The following is an 18,508-nucleotide window of genomic DNA, read 5'->3' as shown; positions in this document are numbered from 1 at the left end:
ATAAAAAATTAGTTAATTATGCATTTTATATATTGTTGGCAAGTTACTACACCAGTGAACCCTCCGGCTCCAACCCCTACCCCTGCACCTACAGTAATATTTTGAGGATTATTCAAATCTGCAGTTGCTGAAGCAGCGTAATCTCCCAAGGCTCCCCCTGAAGTCGTAATGCCAGCATTTTTTGTAACTCCTGAGGAAGGTGCAGCGTTTGATGCCGATACAGTCGCTGCGATGCTACTGGTAACGCCAATTCCTAAATGCTGGCAGGCGTTTAGATATGCGCACAAGTCTGGAAAAATCATTCCTGCCTTTCGTCCGGTAGCTAGTCCACCAGCAACACTTCCACCAAAAACACCTCCATCTGCAGTTAAACTGATGTCCGCAGACACAGTTCCTTCTAATGAGTGACCATATCCGTCACCTCTTGCTAACTCACTTGCTGCAGCGGACATTTCAGCTGGAGACGCCCCCTTTTCAGCCATGCTTATACCAAGACTGCCTTGTGCTTGCATATACCCCCCAAGGCCGTTCGATAAACCTAACGGGTCGATTCGCCGAGCAGGATTAGTTGTGTAATTGTAAACATTCCACCCCCCTCTCAACCCAATCGGATCCTGCGTAATATACCGTCCCTGCATCGGGTCATAATAACGGTGACGGTTGTAATGCAGCCCCGATTCTTCGTCGTAATGCTGGCCCTGCATTCTTATCGGCTGGCGCAGTTTGTACGGGTTGAAAATATCCACCGCGTTGCCCCAGACGTCCATCACAGCGCTCCATTCCACTTTGCTGGTTTTGTGGTTTATCAGCGCAATGGGTGTGCCGAGGTGGTCGCAGTGATAAAGGTGCAGTTTGAGCGCGTCGCCCTGCGGCAGCGGGTCGAGCCACAGCGCGAGGTTTTCGGCTTTCAGGCCGACGGCGTCCAGCCACTGCTGATTGTCGTCGCTGAGACGATTTTTGCGGATGTCCTTTTCGATTTCATTCAGACGCAGATGGAGTTCGGTCGGCAACGCGCTGCCGTTTTCCTCTTCGAGTTTTTCCGCCAGCGAGCGGTGGCTGTCCTCCATGCGGGCGTGTTCGGCGCGCAGCATCGGGACGAAGCTGTTCGGGTGATAAATCGTGTGCAGCTGCGTGTCGCGGTTTTCGGTCAGCGCCAGACGGTCGCCGTCCCAGCCGAACCAGATGTTTTGGGTTTCTGTTTCGCCGGACTGCGGATTGAGTTGCGTGACGTGTTTGCCGACGCGCCGCCCGAGCGGGTCATAGATATAGCGCGCCTGCGTCTGAATCTGGCCGTCTTCTTCCATTTTCAGACGCGTCAGCCGGTGCGCCTGGTCGTAGGCAAAATGGCTGATGGCCCCGCGCGGCGCTTCCCGCCAGCCCGTGCGGTACGGGCGCTTTTCCGTCAGATTGCCGAATTTGTCGTGTTCATAAATGTACCTTTCGTCGCGCTGGATGCGGTTGTGATACCAGACCGGCAGCGTGTCGGCCAGCGGCGTATTCAGGTCGGGGTGCGTACAGTTGCGGTTACCGGCGGCGTCGGTGAAGGTCGCGAGAAAGCCGTCCGGCGAACTGACGCTGTTCAGTCGTCCTGCCGGCGTATAAGCGTAATGGTGGTCGCCGAGGCCGGTGGTCATCTGCGTCATCTGACCGGCGGCGTTGTAGTGGTAATGACGTTTCAGGTTCGGGTGGCCGACGTCCGGCGTGTGCTGCGCGGCGAGTTGTCCGGTGAGCGAATAGACATTCTCACTCTGCCAGCCGTCGCTGAACCGGCGCGTAGTTTCGCGGTGCAGCCTGTCGCGGGTGAGTTCCAGCAGCACGTCATCGCCGAGTTTTACGCCCAGAAGATGGCCGGGGCCGTAAGTTTGCCAGCGGATTTCCGGCAGGCCGTCGTAGCGGACGGCGGATTCAAAGCCGCGCACGTCGAAGCCGCGCACCGCGGTGTGCTGCCAGAGCAGGTCGCCGTGCGCGTTGCGGATAATCTGCCGTTCACCGTTAAGATTATCGTTGGCGTCGTACTGGAACCGCACGCTGACCAGATGGGTCTCGCTGCGGTGGGCGGTTTCGGTGACGCGCCCGGCGGCGTCATACTGCCACAGCACGTCGTCCGGACCGTCGTTCGTTTCGGGGCGCTGCTGGCGGATAAGCTGGCCTTCGTCATCGTAGTGCCAGTGCGTCATCAGCCCGGCATCGTCGCTGCGGATTAGCTGCCCGGCGGCGTTGTACTGATAACTCTGCACGCGCCCGTCAAAGCCGACCTCCTGTGTCAGCCGGTCCATGACGTCGTAGCTGAATTTCGTGTCAGCGCCGTTCTCGTTGACCAGGCGCATCAGCCTGCCCGCGCTGTCGAATTCGGTTTGTCGCGTGAGCCCGCCTTCGGTTTGTGCGGTTGGATTACCGCGCTCATCATACGTTTGTGTACTCTGGCTGCCGTCCGGTCGGGTGACGGTGATGGCGTCGCCCGCCGCGTTATATTCCCAGCGGGTGACAAGTCCGGCGCTGTCCTCACGCGAAATCCGACGCCCGCGCGCATCGTATGCAAAGCGGGTTTTCATTCCTTCTTCGTGCTGGATTTCGACCGGCTGACCGTCCCGGTTGTAACGGTAAACTGTTTTGAAACCGGAGCAGTCAGTAAAACTTTCCAGCAAACCACATTGATTCCATTCCAGCGTCTGATGCCCGCCCGCCGCGTCTTCGGTGGCGTAAGGCAAAGCGCTTTTATCATCTGCATAGTTGTAGCGTCGGGTCTGGCGCAGGGCGTCGGTGTCAGCGGTCAGACGCCCCTGCACATCATATTCCCTGCTCACGCGGCGCCCGTCCGGCGCGGTGCTGCAAACCAGTTGCCCTTGTTTGTTGTAGTAGAACTGGCTGCGCTTTTCGCCGCCCGGATGCAAAATCGCGCCCAGCGTGCCATTGGCCGGGTTGATATGAAATTCGGTGGTGCGTCCCGAGACATCGGTCTGGGATATCAGCTGGCCGCGGTTGTTGAACGCGCTTTGCGTGCAGCTGCCGTCGGCCTGTTCGAGTCTGACCACGCGGCGCAGACCCTGCTCGCCTTCGAAGTGATAGACGCGTAAGCGTCCAAGGCTGTCGGTGACGCGGGTCTGGTTTTTGCTGTATTCAAACTGATAACTCAGGCCGCCGGGATTGACCTGTGAAATGACTTTTCCGGACGCGTCGTACACGTAATGTGTGGCAGGGCGTCCGGCGTAGCGGTGGGCAATCATCAGACCGGTGCCGCTCAGTTCCTGATGCCAGTCAAACTCGCGAACCACTTCGCCCGCGCGGTCATACACAGTTTTCAGCTCGCCGCGTGGCGTGTAGCCGTAGCGCACCAGCGGGTTTGTCGGCAAATCCGGAAAGGCTAAATTTTTCGTCAGCCAGACGGCGGAAAGCCGCACGCCGCCATCTTCGCCCCAGCCGTTATCCGGCGCGCGTTTGAAGTCCGGTAGCATCATCAATTCAAGGCGAAAACGCCGCCCGCAGCTGTCGGTGACGCCGGTAATCTGCCCGGCGAATTCACCTTCGGCATCGCGATGATAATTAAGCTGATGACCAAAGCGGTCGCACAAACCAAAAAGCACACGTGAAGACGGCAGCGGGCGCGGCAATACGTCTTCCGCAGTTTCGGGCAACTGCACGCAGCCTAAAATCCACCACGGGCCTGTAGCGTCATTGGCGACAAAATAGTAATGCGGGCTGTTGCGCAGTTCCTCCGGCAGCGCCTGCCAGAGCTTGCTGAGCGGATGAGCCTCGTTTTGCTTATCCGCACCGCCGCGTGCCAGCCAGAGATTTTCGCTGTGGCTGAACACAATTTGCCCCGGCGGCAGGTGATGAAAATGAATGCTCCGCCCCGAATTGTCGTTAAGGATGAGTTCATCGGCGCGGATTTGCAGGCGGATATCTGCCGCCGCAGCCCAGCCGGGGCCGAACATCCCGATAGGCGCGGGCGTGCCGGTTTTATAACTGCTGTAGCTGCGAGAAAGGACAAAAGGCAAAGAAGCGGGCAGTGCGATGTCGGTCTCGCCGGGCTGAACTTTCGCACCCAGAGACGGGTTAACGGGGTTGCCTACCACCACACCGCCGGGGCAAACCGAGCAGGCTACGCCGGTCGGTGCGCCAATCATCACGCCCAGAGAACCCTGAACAATCGGGCCGCCGATGGCGGTATTATCGCCCTGACGGGCAGCGGGAAATCCGGTCATGAGTAAATCCTTTTAGGTCAGGCGTCCGTGGAATGATTGATTTGAAGGCGAGGTATTTATCGTTTTATTCAGGGTGTAAATACAAACAAATCAATCAGATGCGAGAGGCTAGACTTTAAAGAGGATGTGCGTTGTGAGGAGGTTCACAGGTATGAGGAAAGCAGAAAAAGTGAAGGGGAGCAGATAAAAAATCCCCGACGCTTAGGCCGGGGATGGGTAATAAGAAAAAACGATTAATGGGGGAATATTACGCCGTACCGCCCACCGTCAGATTGTCCAGTTTCAGGGTTGGCTGACCGACGCCGACCGGAAGGCTCTGGCCTTCTTTGCCGCACACACCCACGCCTTTATCGAGTGCCAGATCGTTGCCGACCATGGAAATCTGCTGCATCGCTTCGATGCCGGAACCAATCAGCGTTGCGCCTTTTACCGGTTTGGTGATGCGGCCTTTTTCAATCAGATAGGCTTCCGACGTTGAAAACACGAACTTTCCTGAGGTGATGTCGACCTGACCGCCGCCGAAATTCGGTGCATACAAACCGTATTCCACGCTGCTGATAATATCTTCCGGGGTCGATTTCCCGGCCAGCATGTAGGTATTGGTCATGCGCGGCATTGGCAGGTGCGCATAGGATTCGCGACGGCCATTACCGGTTGGTGCAACGCCCATCAGACGCGCGTTCAGTTTGTCCTGCATGTAACCTTTGAGCACGCCGTTTTCGATCAGCACGTTGTATTGCCCCGGCACGCCTTCATCGTCGATGGCAAGCGATCCGCGCAGGCCTGGCATTGTGCCGTCATCAACAACGGTACACAGCTCAGACGCCACGAGTTTACCCATCTGGCCGCTGAAGACTGACGTTCCGCGACGATTGAAGTCACCTTCGAGGCCATGCCCGACCGCTTCGTGCAACAGCACGCCCGGCCAGCCCGCGCCGAGCACGACCGGCATACCGCCCGCCGGTGCCGCAACGGCGGTCAGGTTCAGCAACGCCATACGCACGGCGTCACGGGCGAAGGCTTCTGCGCGGACTTCACCGTTGACGGTTTCGAGGAAATAATCATAACCGACACGGCCACCGCCGCCGCTTGAGCCACGCTCGCGACGACCGTCCTGCTCGACCAGCACGCTGACAGACAAGCGCACCAGCGGACGAATATCTGCCGCCAGCGTGCCATCGGTGGCGGCAACCAGCACGGTTTCATAAACGCCGGTAATGCTGGCGCTGACTTCCTGAACGCGTTTATCGGCAGCGCGGGCAATTTTATCGACGCGGTGCAGAAGCTCAATTTTCGCTTCACGCGGCAGGCTTTGCAGCGGATCCAATGGCGTATACAGGGATTTGTAAGCGATTTCGCCCAGCGTATGCGCTTTGCCATTTCCCTGCTCGCGGACGATACTCCGCGCCGCCGTCGCGCTTTGATTCAGCGCGTTCAGCGTGATCTGGTCGGCATAGGCAAAACCGGTTTTTTCACCACTTACCGCACGAACGCCAACACCCTGATCGATATTGTAAGAACCGTCTTTGATGATGCTGTCTTCGATTACCCAGGCTTCGTGGAAGCTGGACTGGAAAAAGAGATCGGCATAATCGAGGCGACGTTCTGACAACTGGCCCAAAACGGAAAACAGATCCTGATGACTCAGATTATTGGCAGTTAGTAACTGCTCACTGACTAAGGCCAGACTCATAGATTCACTCTCTTTTAGACGACAATCCGGCAGCGCTGTCACTGAGATAATCAGCCAGCCTGCCGGACAATCCATTGTTACAAGGTTATTAACAGCCTAACACAGCCCGAACGCGCTTTCCTGCGCCGTCACGGAAACGTTACTGCGCGGTGGCCTCTTTTGGCGGTACAGCGGGTTTACGCAAAATTTCATTGATATGCGGTTCAGCAATCGTGCCGCTAATCTGGTAGCGGATCAGCGAGATTTTATTCCACAGCGGTGCCAGCACTTTACTGGCTGCGAAGACCGCCACGCCGACCACCGGGTTAATCACAAACGCCGTTGCCACGCCGACGGTGGCGGAAATTTCCGGCGCAATCACCGCTTCTAAATCCAGCTGCTGGTTCACGAAATTCACTTTACCGGTAATGGCGATATCCGCCGCCAGCCCGTCAACCAGCAGATCGTCGGTGTGCAGCGTGCCATCTTTAATCCACGCGGTGGACTTGATGGAATCAAAGTAGAAGCCCTGACCAAAGGTGTCGCTGAAATCCAGACGCAGTTTGCGCAGCAGCGCGTCGAAGCTCACCAGACGAAGCAACTGCCCGGCGCGACCGCCTCCGATATCAGCGATTTCGCCTTTGCCCAGCTCGTTTTTCAGCGTGCCGTTCAGCGTGCTGATATCCGGCTTCCACGGCACCGATTTCCAGTGGAGATCGAAGTTCACATTAAACGGCGCATCTTTGAGCGGCGTGGTCACGCCAAAGAAGGACATCGCCTGTTCGATATTTTTGCCCGACAGCTTCCCTTTCAGGCCGGTATTTTCGCCCTGTTCGTCCTGCTTCCAGTCGCCCTGCACGTCCAGTTTCGCCACGCCGGTATCAATCAGGCCGTTACGCAACATCAGCAAATTGCCCTGCGGCGTCAGGTCGGCATTCACCTTGCGGAAGTTCTGCCCGAGGAACCAGCATTCTTCGCACCGGAGCTGTAAGGCAGGCCAGTTCGCAAAAGAAATCTTGCTCGTGGCAAACGGGTTCCCGCCCGGCTGTCCGCTGCTGGCCACGTCGTCTACGGTCCACTGCGGGTTGAAATACAAATAATGCAGATTCGCCAGCCACGGACCGTTGTCATTCATGTTCAACATGCCGTCGATTTCTTTACCTTTGGCAGTCACTTCCATGCCCTGATGGCTCTGAACCGACTGAATCGTCAGGTCATTCCAGACCTGTCCACCCAGTGTCAGCGCCGGTGTGGTCAGGATAATCTGGTGCGGGAAGCTGAATCCGGACAGTTTAGTACTGGCGCTTTGCGTCGCTTTTTCCGGCGATAACAGGCCAAGCCAGTTTTCACCATCCAGCGGCGGCAGATGCAGCGTCAGGCTGCTGTCATCCGGCAACGGCGGCGTTTTTTTGGTGTTTTCCTGCCACGAGGCGCGATCCAGTTTCAGCTGTTTGCCCAGCAACCAGCGGCTGTTGAAATGGTTTTTACCCGCCAGCACACCTTCCAGAGTAAAGCTGTGCAAATCCCCTTTGACGTTCACCACCAGCGGCATCGAATGGCCGGGTTTTTTGCTCAGCGGATCAGGTAAGTGACTGCTTACATCTTTCAGGTCGGCATTCACGTCTACGGTATACGTCGGCGTGCCTTTGTGCGGGAGCGTGATGTTGACGTTGCCTTTCCACGGCGTGCCACCGGAAATTTTGCTGGCCGCCGCCGCCGGCATACCCGGTATTTTTGACAGTTGCCAGTTGGCATCCAGACCGATCTGCACTTTGAAATCATCCGGCAGTTCCTGCGTGCTGAACATCACGTTGATCGGTTGCCCGAACCAGTTACCGGTTAACTGATTGCTTTGAAGATTGCCGTTGTCGTAGCTGAACTGGCCGCTGAGATGGCTGATTTTGCTGTCCAGCGGTTTGATAAACAGGCTGTTGTCATTAAGCGTTACGCCACCGGATGCACGCACCAGTTCCCCGTCCAGCGGAATGTCCAGATGTAAGCGACCATTCACTTCGCCGCCAATCTGGAGTTCCTGCAATGCAGAACCGAGCGTGTCGTGAAGCGGCGTATCCATGAAGTAATCGCCGATATCTTTACCCTGCCCGCGCAGGTCGGAATCGATGAACAGTTTTTCTTTCAGATAATCCGGAATATTGGCCACGACGTTGTTGCCATCGACATTGCCCAGTTTGGTGTGCGCGGCTTTCATAAACAGGCCGTCATTCAGGAAGTCGAGGTCAATATCCAGATCGGTCAGCGCAGGCCATTCAGGCTGGAACTGGAAGGTCGAATGGCGCAGCGGAACCCAAACCTGGAACTGCCCTTCGTTGTTTTTGAACGGGAAATCATGCGGATTACCGTTAAAGGTCAGCGTCGCGTTATCCACCTGCCCGGCCTGAATCGCACCGCTCAGGTAATCCACCAGATGTTTGCCCATCAGCGGTTCAGGGAAATAGCGCCAGGCCTGGCCCGCGTCATACAGACGAATACCGGCCAGAATGTTCAGCCACGGCTCGCCTTCGGCAGGCTGGTTGTAGCGGAAATCGCCTTTCGCCCATAGCGCACTGGCTTTGACATCCACGTCTTTACCCGACAGCGACCAGCCGTCTTTGCCGTTGGTCCAGTTGAATGTGCCTGTTGCCGCGCTTACGTCGAGCGGCGCACGGAACATGTCACCATAGGGCAGCAAGCTGTCCTGAAGATTAACGGTCAGTTGCCCGCCCGACATACTGCCTTTCAGGCTGCCTTTAAAATGATTGATACCGGGCAGAAGCTCCCAGCGCTGCCAGCTGACATCGTTCCAGCTGGCATCAAAACGCGTCTGATCCGGCTGCTTAAGCGGGATATCCAGCGCGAGGCGATCGACATTTCCGGCCGGTTTCAAATCCTGCCAGCGCTCAAGCAGCGACGGTGTCAGGAAGGAAAACGTCGGAATAATGGGCCCTAAACGTTCAAGTTGCAGATTTGCACCGCGGATACGCAATTCCTCGCCCTGCGTGGGCCCGAGGAAATCATTATTTTCAGGCAGATACAGCGCTTCAAGACGCCCTTTTGGCCATTCTACGCCGTCGGTTTTCAGATTCAGCTGCTGTGTACCGACCTGCCAGCCGTTGCCCTGACGGTTGCCGTGCAGGGTCAGGTTATCAACGTCCAGACGGTGTTCATCCGCGCCCGTTTTCCAGGTCGCCGAGCCATTTTTCAACAGCGCATCGCCCGCATAAATATCGCCATTGCGCACCGTCAGCCACGCCGCGAGGCTGAAATTGGCGCTTTCTAAACCGGTATTGCTGCGCAGCCAGCGGCTGAACCACGGTTTCATATCAATATCGTCGGCTTGCAGATAAATTTTGCCGTTATTGAGCAGACCGTTGGTGTCGTTGAGATCCATACGCACCTGCACAATACCGTGTTGTCCGTTGAAACTGGATAAACTCAGTTGCCCTTCGGCGCGGTGGCGGTTATGTGAGTTCAGCCAGGTCAGTTGCGGGATATCAAATTCAGCGCGCGGGCCGGAAGGCGTCAGAAAAGAAATGCGGCTGTCGCGCAGATCGAAATGGTCGACCTGCCTGAGGAAGATGTCGCTGATACGGTTTGCCTGAACGCCATTACCTTTATTGGTATCGCCGCCCAGCGTGCTGTTGAGATCCAGCTGCAAATTATAGAAAGTGAGATCGCGGAACTGCCAGCGGAAATGCAGGAGTGATTGCCAGACGTCGAGCGCCATCGTTATGCGCTGAACCTGCCAGTTAGAATCCGGCAGGGTCACATGCAGACCACGGATTTCCATGATCGGGCCAAAAGTTTGCCAGCTGGCGCTGATTTGCGACAACTCAATAGGCACGCCCGTGACGGATTCTACTTTGCTAACCAGTTGTGTCTGAAAGCGGGTGAGCTGAGGCAATGCCAGACGCAAGCCACTGATTACCAAAGCCACTATCACGACAAGGGTTGCGCTGATCGTTAATAAAATACCGGGCAGTCGCCTCAAACTTCTCTCCTTGTTTCCGATTCCATACGGGTTTTCACCCGTAGAGACGGCAATGGAAACCTTTAACTTCCTGATGTTGCTGGCTCGCAGCCATCAGATCACATCATCACCACGTCGAACTGCTCCTGACTGTAGAGCGGTTCAATCTGCACTTTGACCTGTTTTCCGACGAAGATTTCGACTTCGGCCAGCGCATGTGATTCTTCGCCTTTCAGCGCTTCACCCACAGCCGCAGACGCGTAGACCAGGAAACGGTCAGACTCGTAGGCATGATGCACGCGTACGATTTCACGCAGAATTTCATAGCACACCGTTTCGACCGTTTTCACAGTGCCACGCGCGTGACAGGTCGGGCAATCGCTGCACAGCACATGCTCCACGCTTTCGCGGGTGCGCTTGCGGGTCATTTCCACCAGACCGAGTGCAGAGAAACCGTGAATGCCGGTTTTCACGCGGTCTTTGGATAATGCCTGTTCGAGGCTGTGCAACACGCGACGCCGGTGATCTTCATTCGACATATCGATAAAGTCGATGATGATAATGCCACCGAGATTGCGCAACCGGAGCTGTCGCGCAATGGCCTGCGTCGCTTCGGTGTTGGTGTTGAAGATGGTGTCTTCCAGATTACGATGGCCGACAAACGCACCGGTATTGATATCCACGGTGGTCATGGCTTCGGTCTGATCGATGATCAGATAGCCGCCGGATTTCAGCTCGACCTTACGCTCGAGCGCGCGCTGGATTTCATTTTCCACATCGAACAGGTCGAAAATCGGCTGCTTGCCGCTGTAATGCTCCAGCTTGCTGGTCATCTCCGGCATGTATTCGCTGGTAAACTCCACCAGCAGTTCATACGTGAGACGGGAGTCAACGCGGATCCTGTCCAGCGCTTCGCCGGCGAAATCACGCAGCACGCGGTGCGCCAGCGCCAGTTCGCCATACAGCTTGCACTTGGTTTTGTTACGACGCTTGCGTTCCATGACTTTGGTCCACAGGCGTTTTAAATACGCGGCATCCTGCTTAAGCTCTTCTTCGCCCACACCTTCGGCTGCAGTACGAATAATATAGCCGCCGTGTTCGTCACAATATTCTGAGACGATGCGCTTGAGGCGGTCACGTTCTGCTTCGCTTTCGATGCGCTGCGATACGCCGACGTGAGAGGCTCCCGGCATAAACACCAGATAACGGGATGGCAACGTAATGTCGGTCGTCAGGCGCGCGCCTTTGGTGCCCAGGGGATCTTTCACCACCTGAACCATCAGATCCTGGCCCTGATGCACCAGCTCTGCGATGTCGCGCACATGGAAATTTTTCTGCTCGTCACGCGCTACACATTCGGTGTGCGGCATGATGTCTGAAGCGTGCAAAAATGCTGCTTTTTCAAGGCCGATATCCACAAATGCTGCCTGCATCCCAGGCAATACACGGCTGATACGTCCTTTATAAATGTTGCCGGCAATCCCGCGCTTGGTCTCACGCTCAATATGGATTTCCTGCAGAATGCCACCGTCAATGTAGGCCACGCGGGTTTCAGACGGGGTGACATTGACCAATAATTCAGCTGTCATGCTTTCTCCTAAGCTCGCGTAAGGCAGAAAATTCATTTAGCAGTTCCTGGGTTTCCACTAAAGGAAGACCCACCACTGCATAGTAACTGCCGCGAATTTCACGGACGAAACAACCGCCCTTTCCCTGAATACCATAAGCGCCCGCTTTATCCATGGGCTCACCGCTCAGAATATAGTGTGCAATGTCGTCGGAGGATAGTGAACGGAAGGTGACATCGGTCACAACCAGCGTACTGAGGCATTCCCGACGGTCCGCAAAGGCGATGGCGGTCATCACCTGGTGCTGCTTTCCGGACAATGCCTTAAGCATAACAGCGGCTTGCGCTTCGTCATGCGGCTTTTCCAACACTTTACCGTCAAGTACCACAATCGTATCCGCGCCCAGTACAGGTAAGTCTTCGGCGGCGACCGCTACGCCCGCTCTCGCCTTATCTTGTGCGAGACGCAAAACGTAATCCTGCGCGGCTTCGTCAGGCTGACGCTCTTCTGCCACTTCGGTCACCAGACGCTCAAAAGGAAGGTCGAGCATGGCCAGTAATTCACGGCGGCGCGGTGAACCGGAAGCGAGATAAAGTGCGGTCATAACATCCTCATTGCACAGCAAACTGACGACGAATTTTACGCATCAGCAGGAACAGCCACGGCCACAGAACACCATCAACCACACTACTCCAGAAGACTTCCGGCCGGAATGAAACATTCACCACCAGGAATTCGCCCCAGAACACCATGACGTCCACGGCCAGCGAAAGCACCATGACAATCAGCGCTTGCTGCCAGAGTGCCAGGTTGCGGAATAACTGGAATTTAAAAGCGACCAGATAAGCGGTAATCGCAAATGCCAGCGCCCGGATCCCCAGCGTTGAACCGAGGATCAAATCCATGATGAAGCCGACGATGAAACCGGTACCCACGTTGACGCGATGCGGCAATGCCATCACCCAATAAATCAGGATCAGCATCAGCCATGAAGGTCTGAACATATAGAGCTGCTCAGGCCACGGCATCACTTGCAGCAGCATCGCTATCAGGAAGGATAGCCAAATAATCCAGCGTCCGTGGCTCCGGTAACTGTTCATCGCGTGATTCCCTGCGCAGGCGGAGCACCTGCAGGTGCTGTCACCGTGCCCGTTGCCGAAGCGGAAACGGGTGCAGGAGGACCCATATCACCCGGCGGCGGCAGAACCTGCGGCATCATTTGCATCAGACGTTCATTGGCAACCCGATGTACTTCATCCGGCGGCAGCGGGTGTTCGCCATTACGGTCAGAACCCCACAACAACAGAAGATAGCGCAAACGTTGCAGACCGGCTGTAGGACGAGCCTGAATCACGGTATAAGCGCGCTGGTTATCCACTTTGACAGAAGACACCACGCCCACCGGGTAACCCTCGGGGAAGCGCCCGCCCAATCCGGAGGTCACCAGCACATCGCCGACGCGAATATCGGTATTGCTTGGAAGATGTTCGAGTTGCAGATCGTCAGCGCAGCCGCTGCCAGCCGCAATCACGCGGATATCGTTACGCAACACCTGAATCGGCAACGCATGAGAAGCATCACAAATCAGCAGAACGCGGCTGGTCAGTGCGGCAACGGCAACAACCTGGCCCACTACGCCTTTATCGCTGATCACCGGCTGTCCAATATAAACGCCGTTATTGCTGCCTTTGTCGATGACAACCTGATCGCTGTAAGGATCATTGCTGGTGGAAAGCACCTGCGTCACCATTTTGTGCTCGTCCTGACGCAGTGGTGAGCCCAGCAATTCACGCAAACGGGCGTTTTCTTGTTTGTACTGGCCGAGCAACATCAGATCGCTGTTTTTCAACAGCAATTCCTGACGCAATGCGCGGTTTTCCAATTCAAGCTGGCCACGTGTCGCAAACGTTGAGGAAACCTGATCTAAAAATTCACGCGGGGCGTTAGATAGGAAATAGAAGGGACTAACGGCAGTATCCATATAGGTGCGGATTTTAACAAACGTACCTATTTTACTGTCGGCAACAATCAGGACGATGGCCGTAAGAATAGCCAAAAAAAGTCGCAGTTGCAGGGAAGGCCCCCTGCTAAAAATTGGCTTCATAAAATATGCGAGTTCCTCGGCAACAGAAGGTTTCAGCCAGTCGAAGTCAGTGCTTCATCTGGCAGAAAAGGCGGCAATCTCATGGGATAGCCAAAAACACCGCCTGAACAATTACGCTCAGACAGTGTTTGCTCGGATCCACATTGAACACTGCACACTTCACGTTGCAGGTTTTACCTGACGGACAACCACCTTCCCGGGCAGACTATTCCTGCTTACAACGGGTCTTGTCAAAAACAACAAGTCTTCGCTGTGATTACTCTTCGCTGAATAAGTCGCCGCCGTGCATGTCGATCATTTCCAGTGCTTTACCACCGCCGCGCGCGACGCAAGTCAGCGGATCTTCTGCGACAACCACCGGAATACCGGTTTCTTCCATCAGAAGACGATCGAGGTTACGCAGTAAAGCGCCACCGCCGGTCAACACCATGCCACGCTCGGAAATGTCGGAAGCCAGTTCTGGCGGACACTGTTCCAGTGCAACCATGACAGCGCTAACGATACCGGTCAGCGGCTCTTGCAAGGCTTCCAGGATTTCATTGGAGTTCAGCGTGAAACCACGAGGAACACCTTCAGCCAGGTTACGGCCACGCACTTCAATTTCGTGCACTTCATCGCCCGGATATGCGGAACCGATGCTGTGCTTAATACGTTCTGCAGTGGCTTCGCCGATCAATGAACCATAATTACGACGCACGTAATTGATGATGGCTTCATCGAAGCGGTCGCCGCCGATACGGACAGAAGATGAGTACACGACGCCGTTGAGGGAAATCACGGCAACTTCCGTTGTACCGCCACCGATATCCACAACCATGGAACCTGTAGCTTCTGAAACCGGCAGACCTGCACCGATTGCCGCAGCCATCGGTTCTTCAATCAGGAACACTTCACGCGCGCCTGCACCTTGTGCAGATTCACGGATAGCGCGGCGTTCAACCTGCGTTGCACCGACAGGCACACACACCAGCACGCGAGGGCTTGGGCGCATGAAGCTGTTGCTATGAACTTGCTTGATGAAGTGTTGCAGCATTTTTTCAGTCACGAAGAAGTCAGCGATAACGCCATCTTTCATCGGACGAATAGCCGCGATATTGCCAGGAGTACGACCCAGCATCTGTTTTGCGTCGTGACCTACAGCAGCAACGCTTTTAGGTGAACCAGCACGATCCTGACGAATAGCCACAACAGATGGCTCATTCAGCACGATGCCTTGTCCTTTTACATAGATAAGGGTATTGGCGGTACCCAGGTCGATGGACAAGTCGTTGGAAAACATGCCACGAAATTTCTTAAACATAACGAAAGGATAATCCTGCAAGCTGGGGGCGGAAAATAAAATCCGCCTACTTTACCAACCACGCGAAGCAGCGACAAGGCGCAAAAACCTCCTGCTTCCGTGAAAATTGTCCGCGATGTCGCCATTCACTGGTTGTTACTTTTTGAGGCTGATGGCACTGCGAAATAATTCTGTATCGCAGGCTCGGTTTACCTCGGGCAGGCACCCAGGCGAAGTAGCAACACCGCACATAAATTCTTACACTTTCACCCACGTTTTCCGTCCACCTGCGGCCATATAGCGTGCACCGGATACCAGATAAGGGAGTGGGTCGAAAGCTGGCTCATTCTACGTTAAATAAACCGATAACGGTCACTTAAACATCGCAGTTGTGTGAATATTTTTTACCGACCGGTTCAACAGGCAATGGTGCGGCAAAAAAATCGCCCTGAGCGCCGTGGATCCCGCTTTTCTGCAGCGTGGTCCACTCTTCTTTTGTCCGGACACCGGCGGCAAAAACCAGCGCCTGAGTCCCTTCACATGCACTGAGCAGACTTTGGACAAAGAGCTGATTCTCTACTCTTTTATCTATATCACGCACCAATCCGGGGTGAAGCTTAACCCTTTCCACCGGAAAAGTTTTCAGATACGACGTGCTGACCACTGTCAGACCGGCCTGTGAAACGGCCAGACGACAACCCAAACCTTGCAATAACCGGATTGCAGGGCGCAGACGGTCGGTATGTTGACAGAGATCTGCCTCAGCAAGTTCAATCAAAATTCGGTTTCGCTGTTTTCTTTCGCACTGAAGCAGTGTGTCGCGCAGCCAGCGAACAAATGAGCGCTGCAATAATGAATCAACCGTCAGGTGAAATGCTAACGTTTCGTCCGGCCAGCGGTTAAGTAACGGAATAATCTGACTTAACATCACCCGGTCAAAGCTTTGAGACAGCCCGAATTGCACCACAAGAGGAATAAATTCGGCCGCCAGCAGTTCGTGTTCGCCGTCAAAGACGCGCCGCTGAACCTCACGATGATCGAGCTTTCCGTCCCTGCCGAAGGCCGGTTTCTGATACAAACGCGGGCCGCCGCGCGCCAGAGTATTTTCCAGCAAGGTCCGCCAGCGCACGCTGCCACGGCCTTTTTCAGGCACATTTTTATCGTAGATGAACCAGCTGTTGCTGCCCTGGAATGCCGCATGGCGCGTCGCCTGTTCGGCCATATCCATCGCCTGATCCGGCGTCTGACCGAAACGGTACGCGGTGATCCCGATGTACATCAGGGCGTCGCGGTCGAGGAGAGAAGACGTCGGCAAAACGCCCAGCGCATTAATTAATTGTGCGGCCATCACTTCGGCATCTTTCAGCGTGCGGTGCGGAAGCAATACGGCGAAATCGCTGTGGAAGTACCGCGCCAGCAACGCATCCACATGACGCATCACGAAAGTCGATAACAGATTCACCATCGCCGACCGCAATTCTTCAACCACCGTCTGCCCGTGGATTTCGCGCATCATGTCAAAATCCGGTAACCGCAGCATCATCAGGACGCCATGTGCACCCGCTTCTTCAAGCTGCGTCGCCAGCTGATTATCGAAAAACAGTCGGTTGCTGAGCCCGGTTTGTGAGTCCTGCTGCGCATACGCGCGGATCAGCGTATCGACGCGGCTGCGCTGTTCGCGTGCTTCATTAAGATCGGTTAACAGGAGATCAATGGCACTGCTGGCAGAATGCGGCCATTCGCCGACGGTGCCAGCCAGCCCTTCCCGTTCACCGCGCAATATCCTGACCGCGCGATCTTCCAGTTTTTCCACGCCTGCGGTTTCCTGACGCAACCAGCGGAAACTGAGTAACACCATGCAGAGCATCGCCACGATGGCGATCCCGATAGTGAACGTAGAGCGCAGGGAGCGGATATAGCTGCTGACCGGATCGATATAAGAAACGCGCAGCGACATCGCGTGGTTTTGCATCAGCGGGAAAACTGCTGTGTCATATTCCGGCATCACGCTGTCCCACGAACGGTGCAGATCCAGACGCTCGTGGTATTCATAAACGGTGGAATTATCGAGCTTTACCTCGATATCGGTGATGTCCAGCATGCGCATAGCTTGCGGTAACCAGCGCTCGGCGTCAGCCGGTGTATGCGTCAGCAATGACTGATCATAAGTGGTCGCCAGCGCCTTCAGATGCTGTTCGGTACTTTGCTTATTGAGGTAAATAAAACTAAACGTCACGCCGAGCAACATTAACAACATTGCCAGCGCAACTAACATCGAAATGAGTGCCGATAGTCTGGTAGTAAATCGCATCCCTGTGCCTTACTCGCTACGGTGAGGTGATAACAGTGCCCTTGTTCTCTAAGCCTGCCACGAAAAAACGCCGCTACTATAAAACAGAAAAACCCGCCGGAATGAGAAATTTACCCAACAGGCATGAAGGAATGTTTCGGGCCTTGAAGGGCGCGAGCCTGATATTCGCCCCGTTTCGCCCGTTTTGTACCCGGAAAAAGTTGCATTTACATACATTCATAGCATAGCAACTCAAAACTTAACCAATTTAGAATTCTTATGTTGATGAGGGAAATGAACCAAAACTCGTTCATTAAAATCGCTATTTGGTTTCACTGTCTCGCAAAAACCTTTGTTTCACGCCATGCTGTCTACATAACGATAAAAACATTAATAAGATGAATACCGGAGACTGTAATGTCCAAATTTCGCAAACTGACGGAAGCCGATGTCACCCCCGAGGATATCTTTCAGGATCGCCGTAAAGTTCTGCAGGCGCTGGGGATCAGCGCCGCCGCGCTGGCAATCCCGGCAAGTGCACAGGCAGATATCCTTTCCTGGTTCAAAGGTCATGACCGCCCGCCAGCCCCTGCGGGCAAACCGCTGGATTTCACCAAACCCGCTGCCTATCAGAATTCACTGGCGTTAACGCCGGAAGATAAAGTGCAAGGCTACAACAACTTCTACGAATTCGGGCTGGATAAAGCCGACCCGGCCGCCAATGCAGGCCAACTGGTGACATCGCCCTGGACGATAAAAATCGAGGGTGAAGTCGCTAAACCGCTCACCCTAGATATGGACGACATCATGAAACGCTTCCCGCTGGAGGAGCGAATCTACCGCATGCGCTGCGTGGAAGCCTGGTCAATGGTGGTGCCGTGGGTCGGATTCCCGCTGAGTTCCCTGCTTAAACTGGCCGAACCGACCAGCAATGCGCGCTATGTCGCGTTCACCACCCTTTATGATCCGGCGCATATGCCGGGGCAAAAAGACCGGTTTATCGGCGGCGGGCTGGATTATCCGTATGTCGAAGGATTACGTATAGATGAAGCGATGCATCCGCTGACGATGCTGACCGTCGGCGTTTACGGTAAAGCATTGCCACCGCAAAACGGTGCGCCTGTTCGCCTGACGGTGCCGTGGAAATACGGTTTCAAGGGGATTAAGTCGATCGTGAGCATCAAATTCACCCACGACGAACCGCCAACGACCTGGAACCAGATTGCGAACAATGAATACGGTTTTTACGCCAACGTGAATCCGCATGTTGATCATCCGCGCTGGTCGCAGGCCACGGAACGGTTTATCGGTTCAGGCGGATTGCTCGACGTTCAGCGCCAGCCAACGTTGCTCTTCAACGGCTATGCCGAACAGGTGGCATCGCTGTATCACGGGATGGATTTACGGAAGTTCTATTAATGAAGGC

General features: G+C 55.0%; 10 protein-coding genes. 1 reads left to right on the top strand and 9 read right to left on the bottom strand.

All coding sequences use genetic code 11. From position 1 onward, the window contains the following. Window positions 1–8: 8 nt before the first annotated feature. The 9 genes from BV494_RS18970 to csrD form a co-directional block, all read right to left on the bottom strand. Window positions 9–4,202 carry an RHS repeat-associated core domain-containing protein gene (locus tag BV494_RS18970; protein WP_104924235.1) on the bottom strand — a complete coding sequence of 1,398 codons (4,194 nt, stop codon included), beginning with the start codon at window positions 4,200–4,202 and terminating at the stop codon, window positions 9–11. A gap of 247 nt (window positions 4,203–4,449) precedes the next feature. Next, window positions 4,450–5,895: a metalloprotease TldD gene (tldD, locus tag BV494_RS18965; protein ID WP_104924234.1), complete on the bottom strand. Its 1,446-nt coding sequence runs from the start codon at window positions 5,893–5,895 to the stop codon at window positions 4,450–4,452. Window positions 5,896–6,034: 139 nt separating this feature from the next. Next, window positions 6,035–9,862 carry an AsmA2 domain-containing protein YhdP gene (gene yhdP, locus BV494_RS18960; protein WP_104924233.1) on the bottom strand — a complete coding sequence of 1,276 codons (3,828 nt, stop codon included), beginning with the start codon at window positions 9,860–9,862 and terminating at the stop codon, window positions 6,035–6,037. Window positions 9,863–9,960: 98 nt separating this feature from the next. Further along, the gene (rng, locus tag BV494_RS18955) at window positions 9,961–11,430 is read right to left on the bottom strand and encodes a ribonuclease G (RefSeq protein ID WP_104924232.1); all 1,470 of its coding nucleotides are present in this window, start codon (window positions 11,428–11,430) and stop codon (window positions 9,961–9,963) included. Continuing rightward, the gene (locus BV494_RS18950) at window positions 11,420–12,013 is read right to left on the bottom strand and encodes a Maf family protein (protein WP_104924231.1); all 594 of its coding nucleotides are present in this window, start codon (window positions 12,011–12,013) and stop codon (window positions 11,420–11,422) included. Before BV494_RS18950 ends, rng begins: the two co-directional genes overlap by 11 nt. Before the next feature lie 7 nt (window positions 12,014–12,020). Then, window positions 12,021–12,509: a rod shape-determining protein MreD gene (gene mreD / locus BV494_RS18945; protein WP_095924393.1), complete on the bottom strand. Its 489-nt coding sequence runs from the start codon at window positions 12,507–12,509 to the stop codon at window positions 12,021–12,023. Continuing rightward, window positions 12,506–13,513, bottom strand: a complete 1,008-nt coding sequence (mreC, locus tag BV494_RS18940) for a rod shape-determining protein MreC (RefSeq protein WP_104924230.1) — start codon at window positions 13,511–13,513, stop codon at window positions 12,506–12,508. Before mreC ends, mreD begins: the two co-directional genes overlap by 4 nt. 256 nt (window positions 13,514–13,769) lie before the next feature. Next, window positions 13,770–14,813 carry a rod shape-determining protein MreB gene (gene mreB, locus BV494_RS18935; RefSeq protein ID WP_013577291.1) on the bottom strand — a complete coding sequence of 348 codons (1,044 nt, stop codon included), beginning with the start codon at window positions 14,811–14,813 and terminating at the stop codon, window positions 13,770–13,772. 355 nt (window positions 14,814–15,168) lie between these two features. Next, window positions 15,169–17,103 (bottom strand): RNase E specificity factor CsrD, encoded by a 1,935-nt coding sequence (gene csrD, locus BV494_RS18925; RefSeq protein WP_104924229.1) that lies wholly within the window; start codon window positions 17,101–17,103, stop codon window positions 15,169–15,171. A 396-nt stretch (window positions 17,104–17,499) separates the two neighbouring features. Between csrD and msrP the strand changes: the two genes are divergently transcribed. Then, window positions 17,500–18,501 (top strand): protein-methionine-sulfoxide reductase catalytic subunit MsrP, encoded by a 1,002-nt coding sequence (gene msrP, locus BV494_RS18920; RefSeq protein ID WP_104924228.1) that lies wholly within the window; start codon window positions 17,500–17,502, stop codon window positions 18,499–18,501. The last annotated feature ends 7 nt before the right edge of the window (window positions 18,502–18,508 follow it).

The organism is Rahnella sikkimica (genome assembly GCF_002951615.1).
GTDB classification, from domain to species: domain Bacteria; phylum Pseudomonadota; class Gammaproteobacteria; order Enterobacterales; family Enterobacteriaceae; genus Rahnella; species Rahnella sikkimica.
This window is presented reverse-complemented; position numbering and strand designations above follow the sequence as displayed.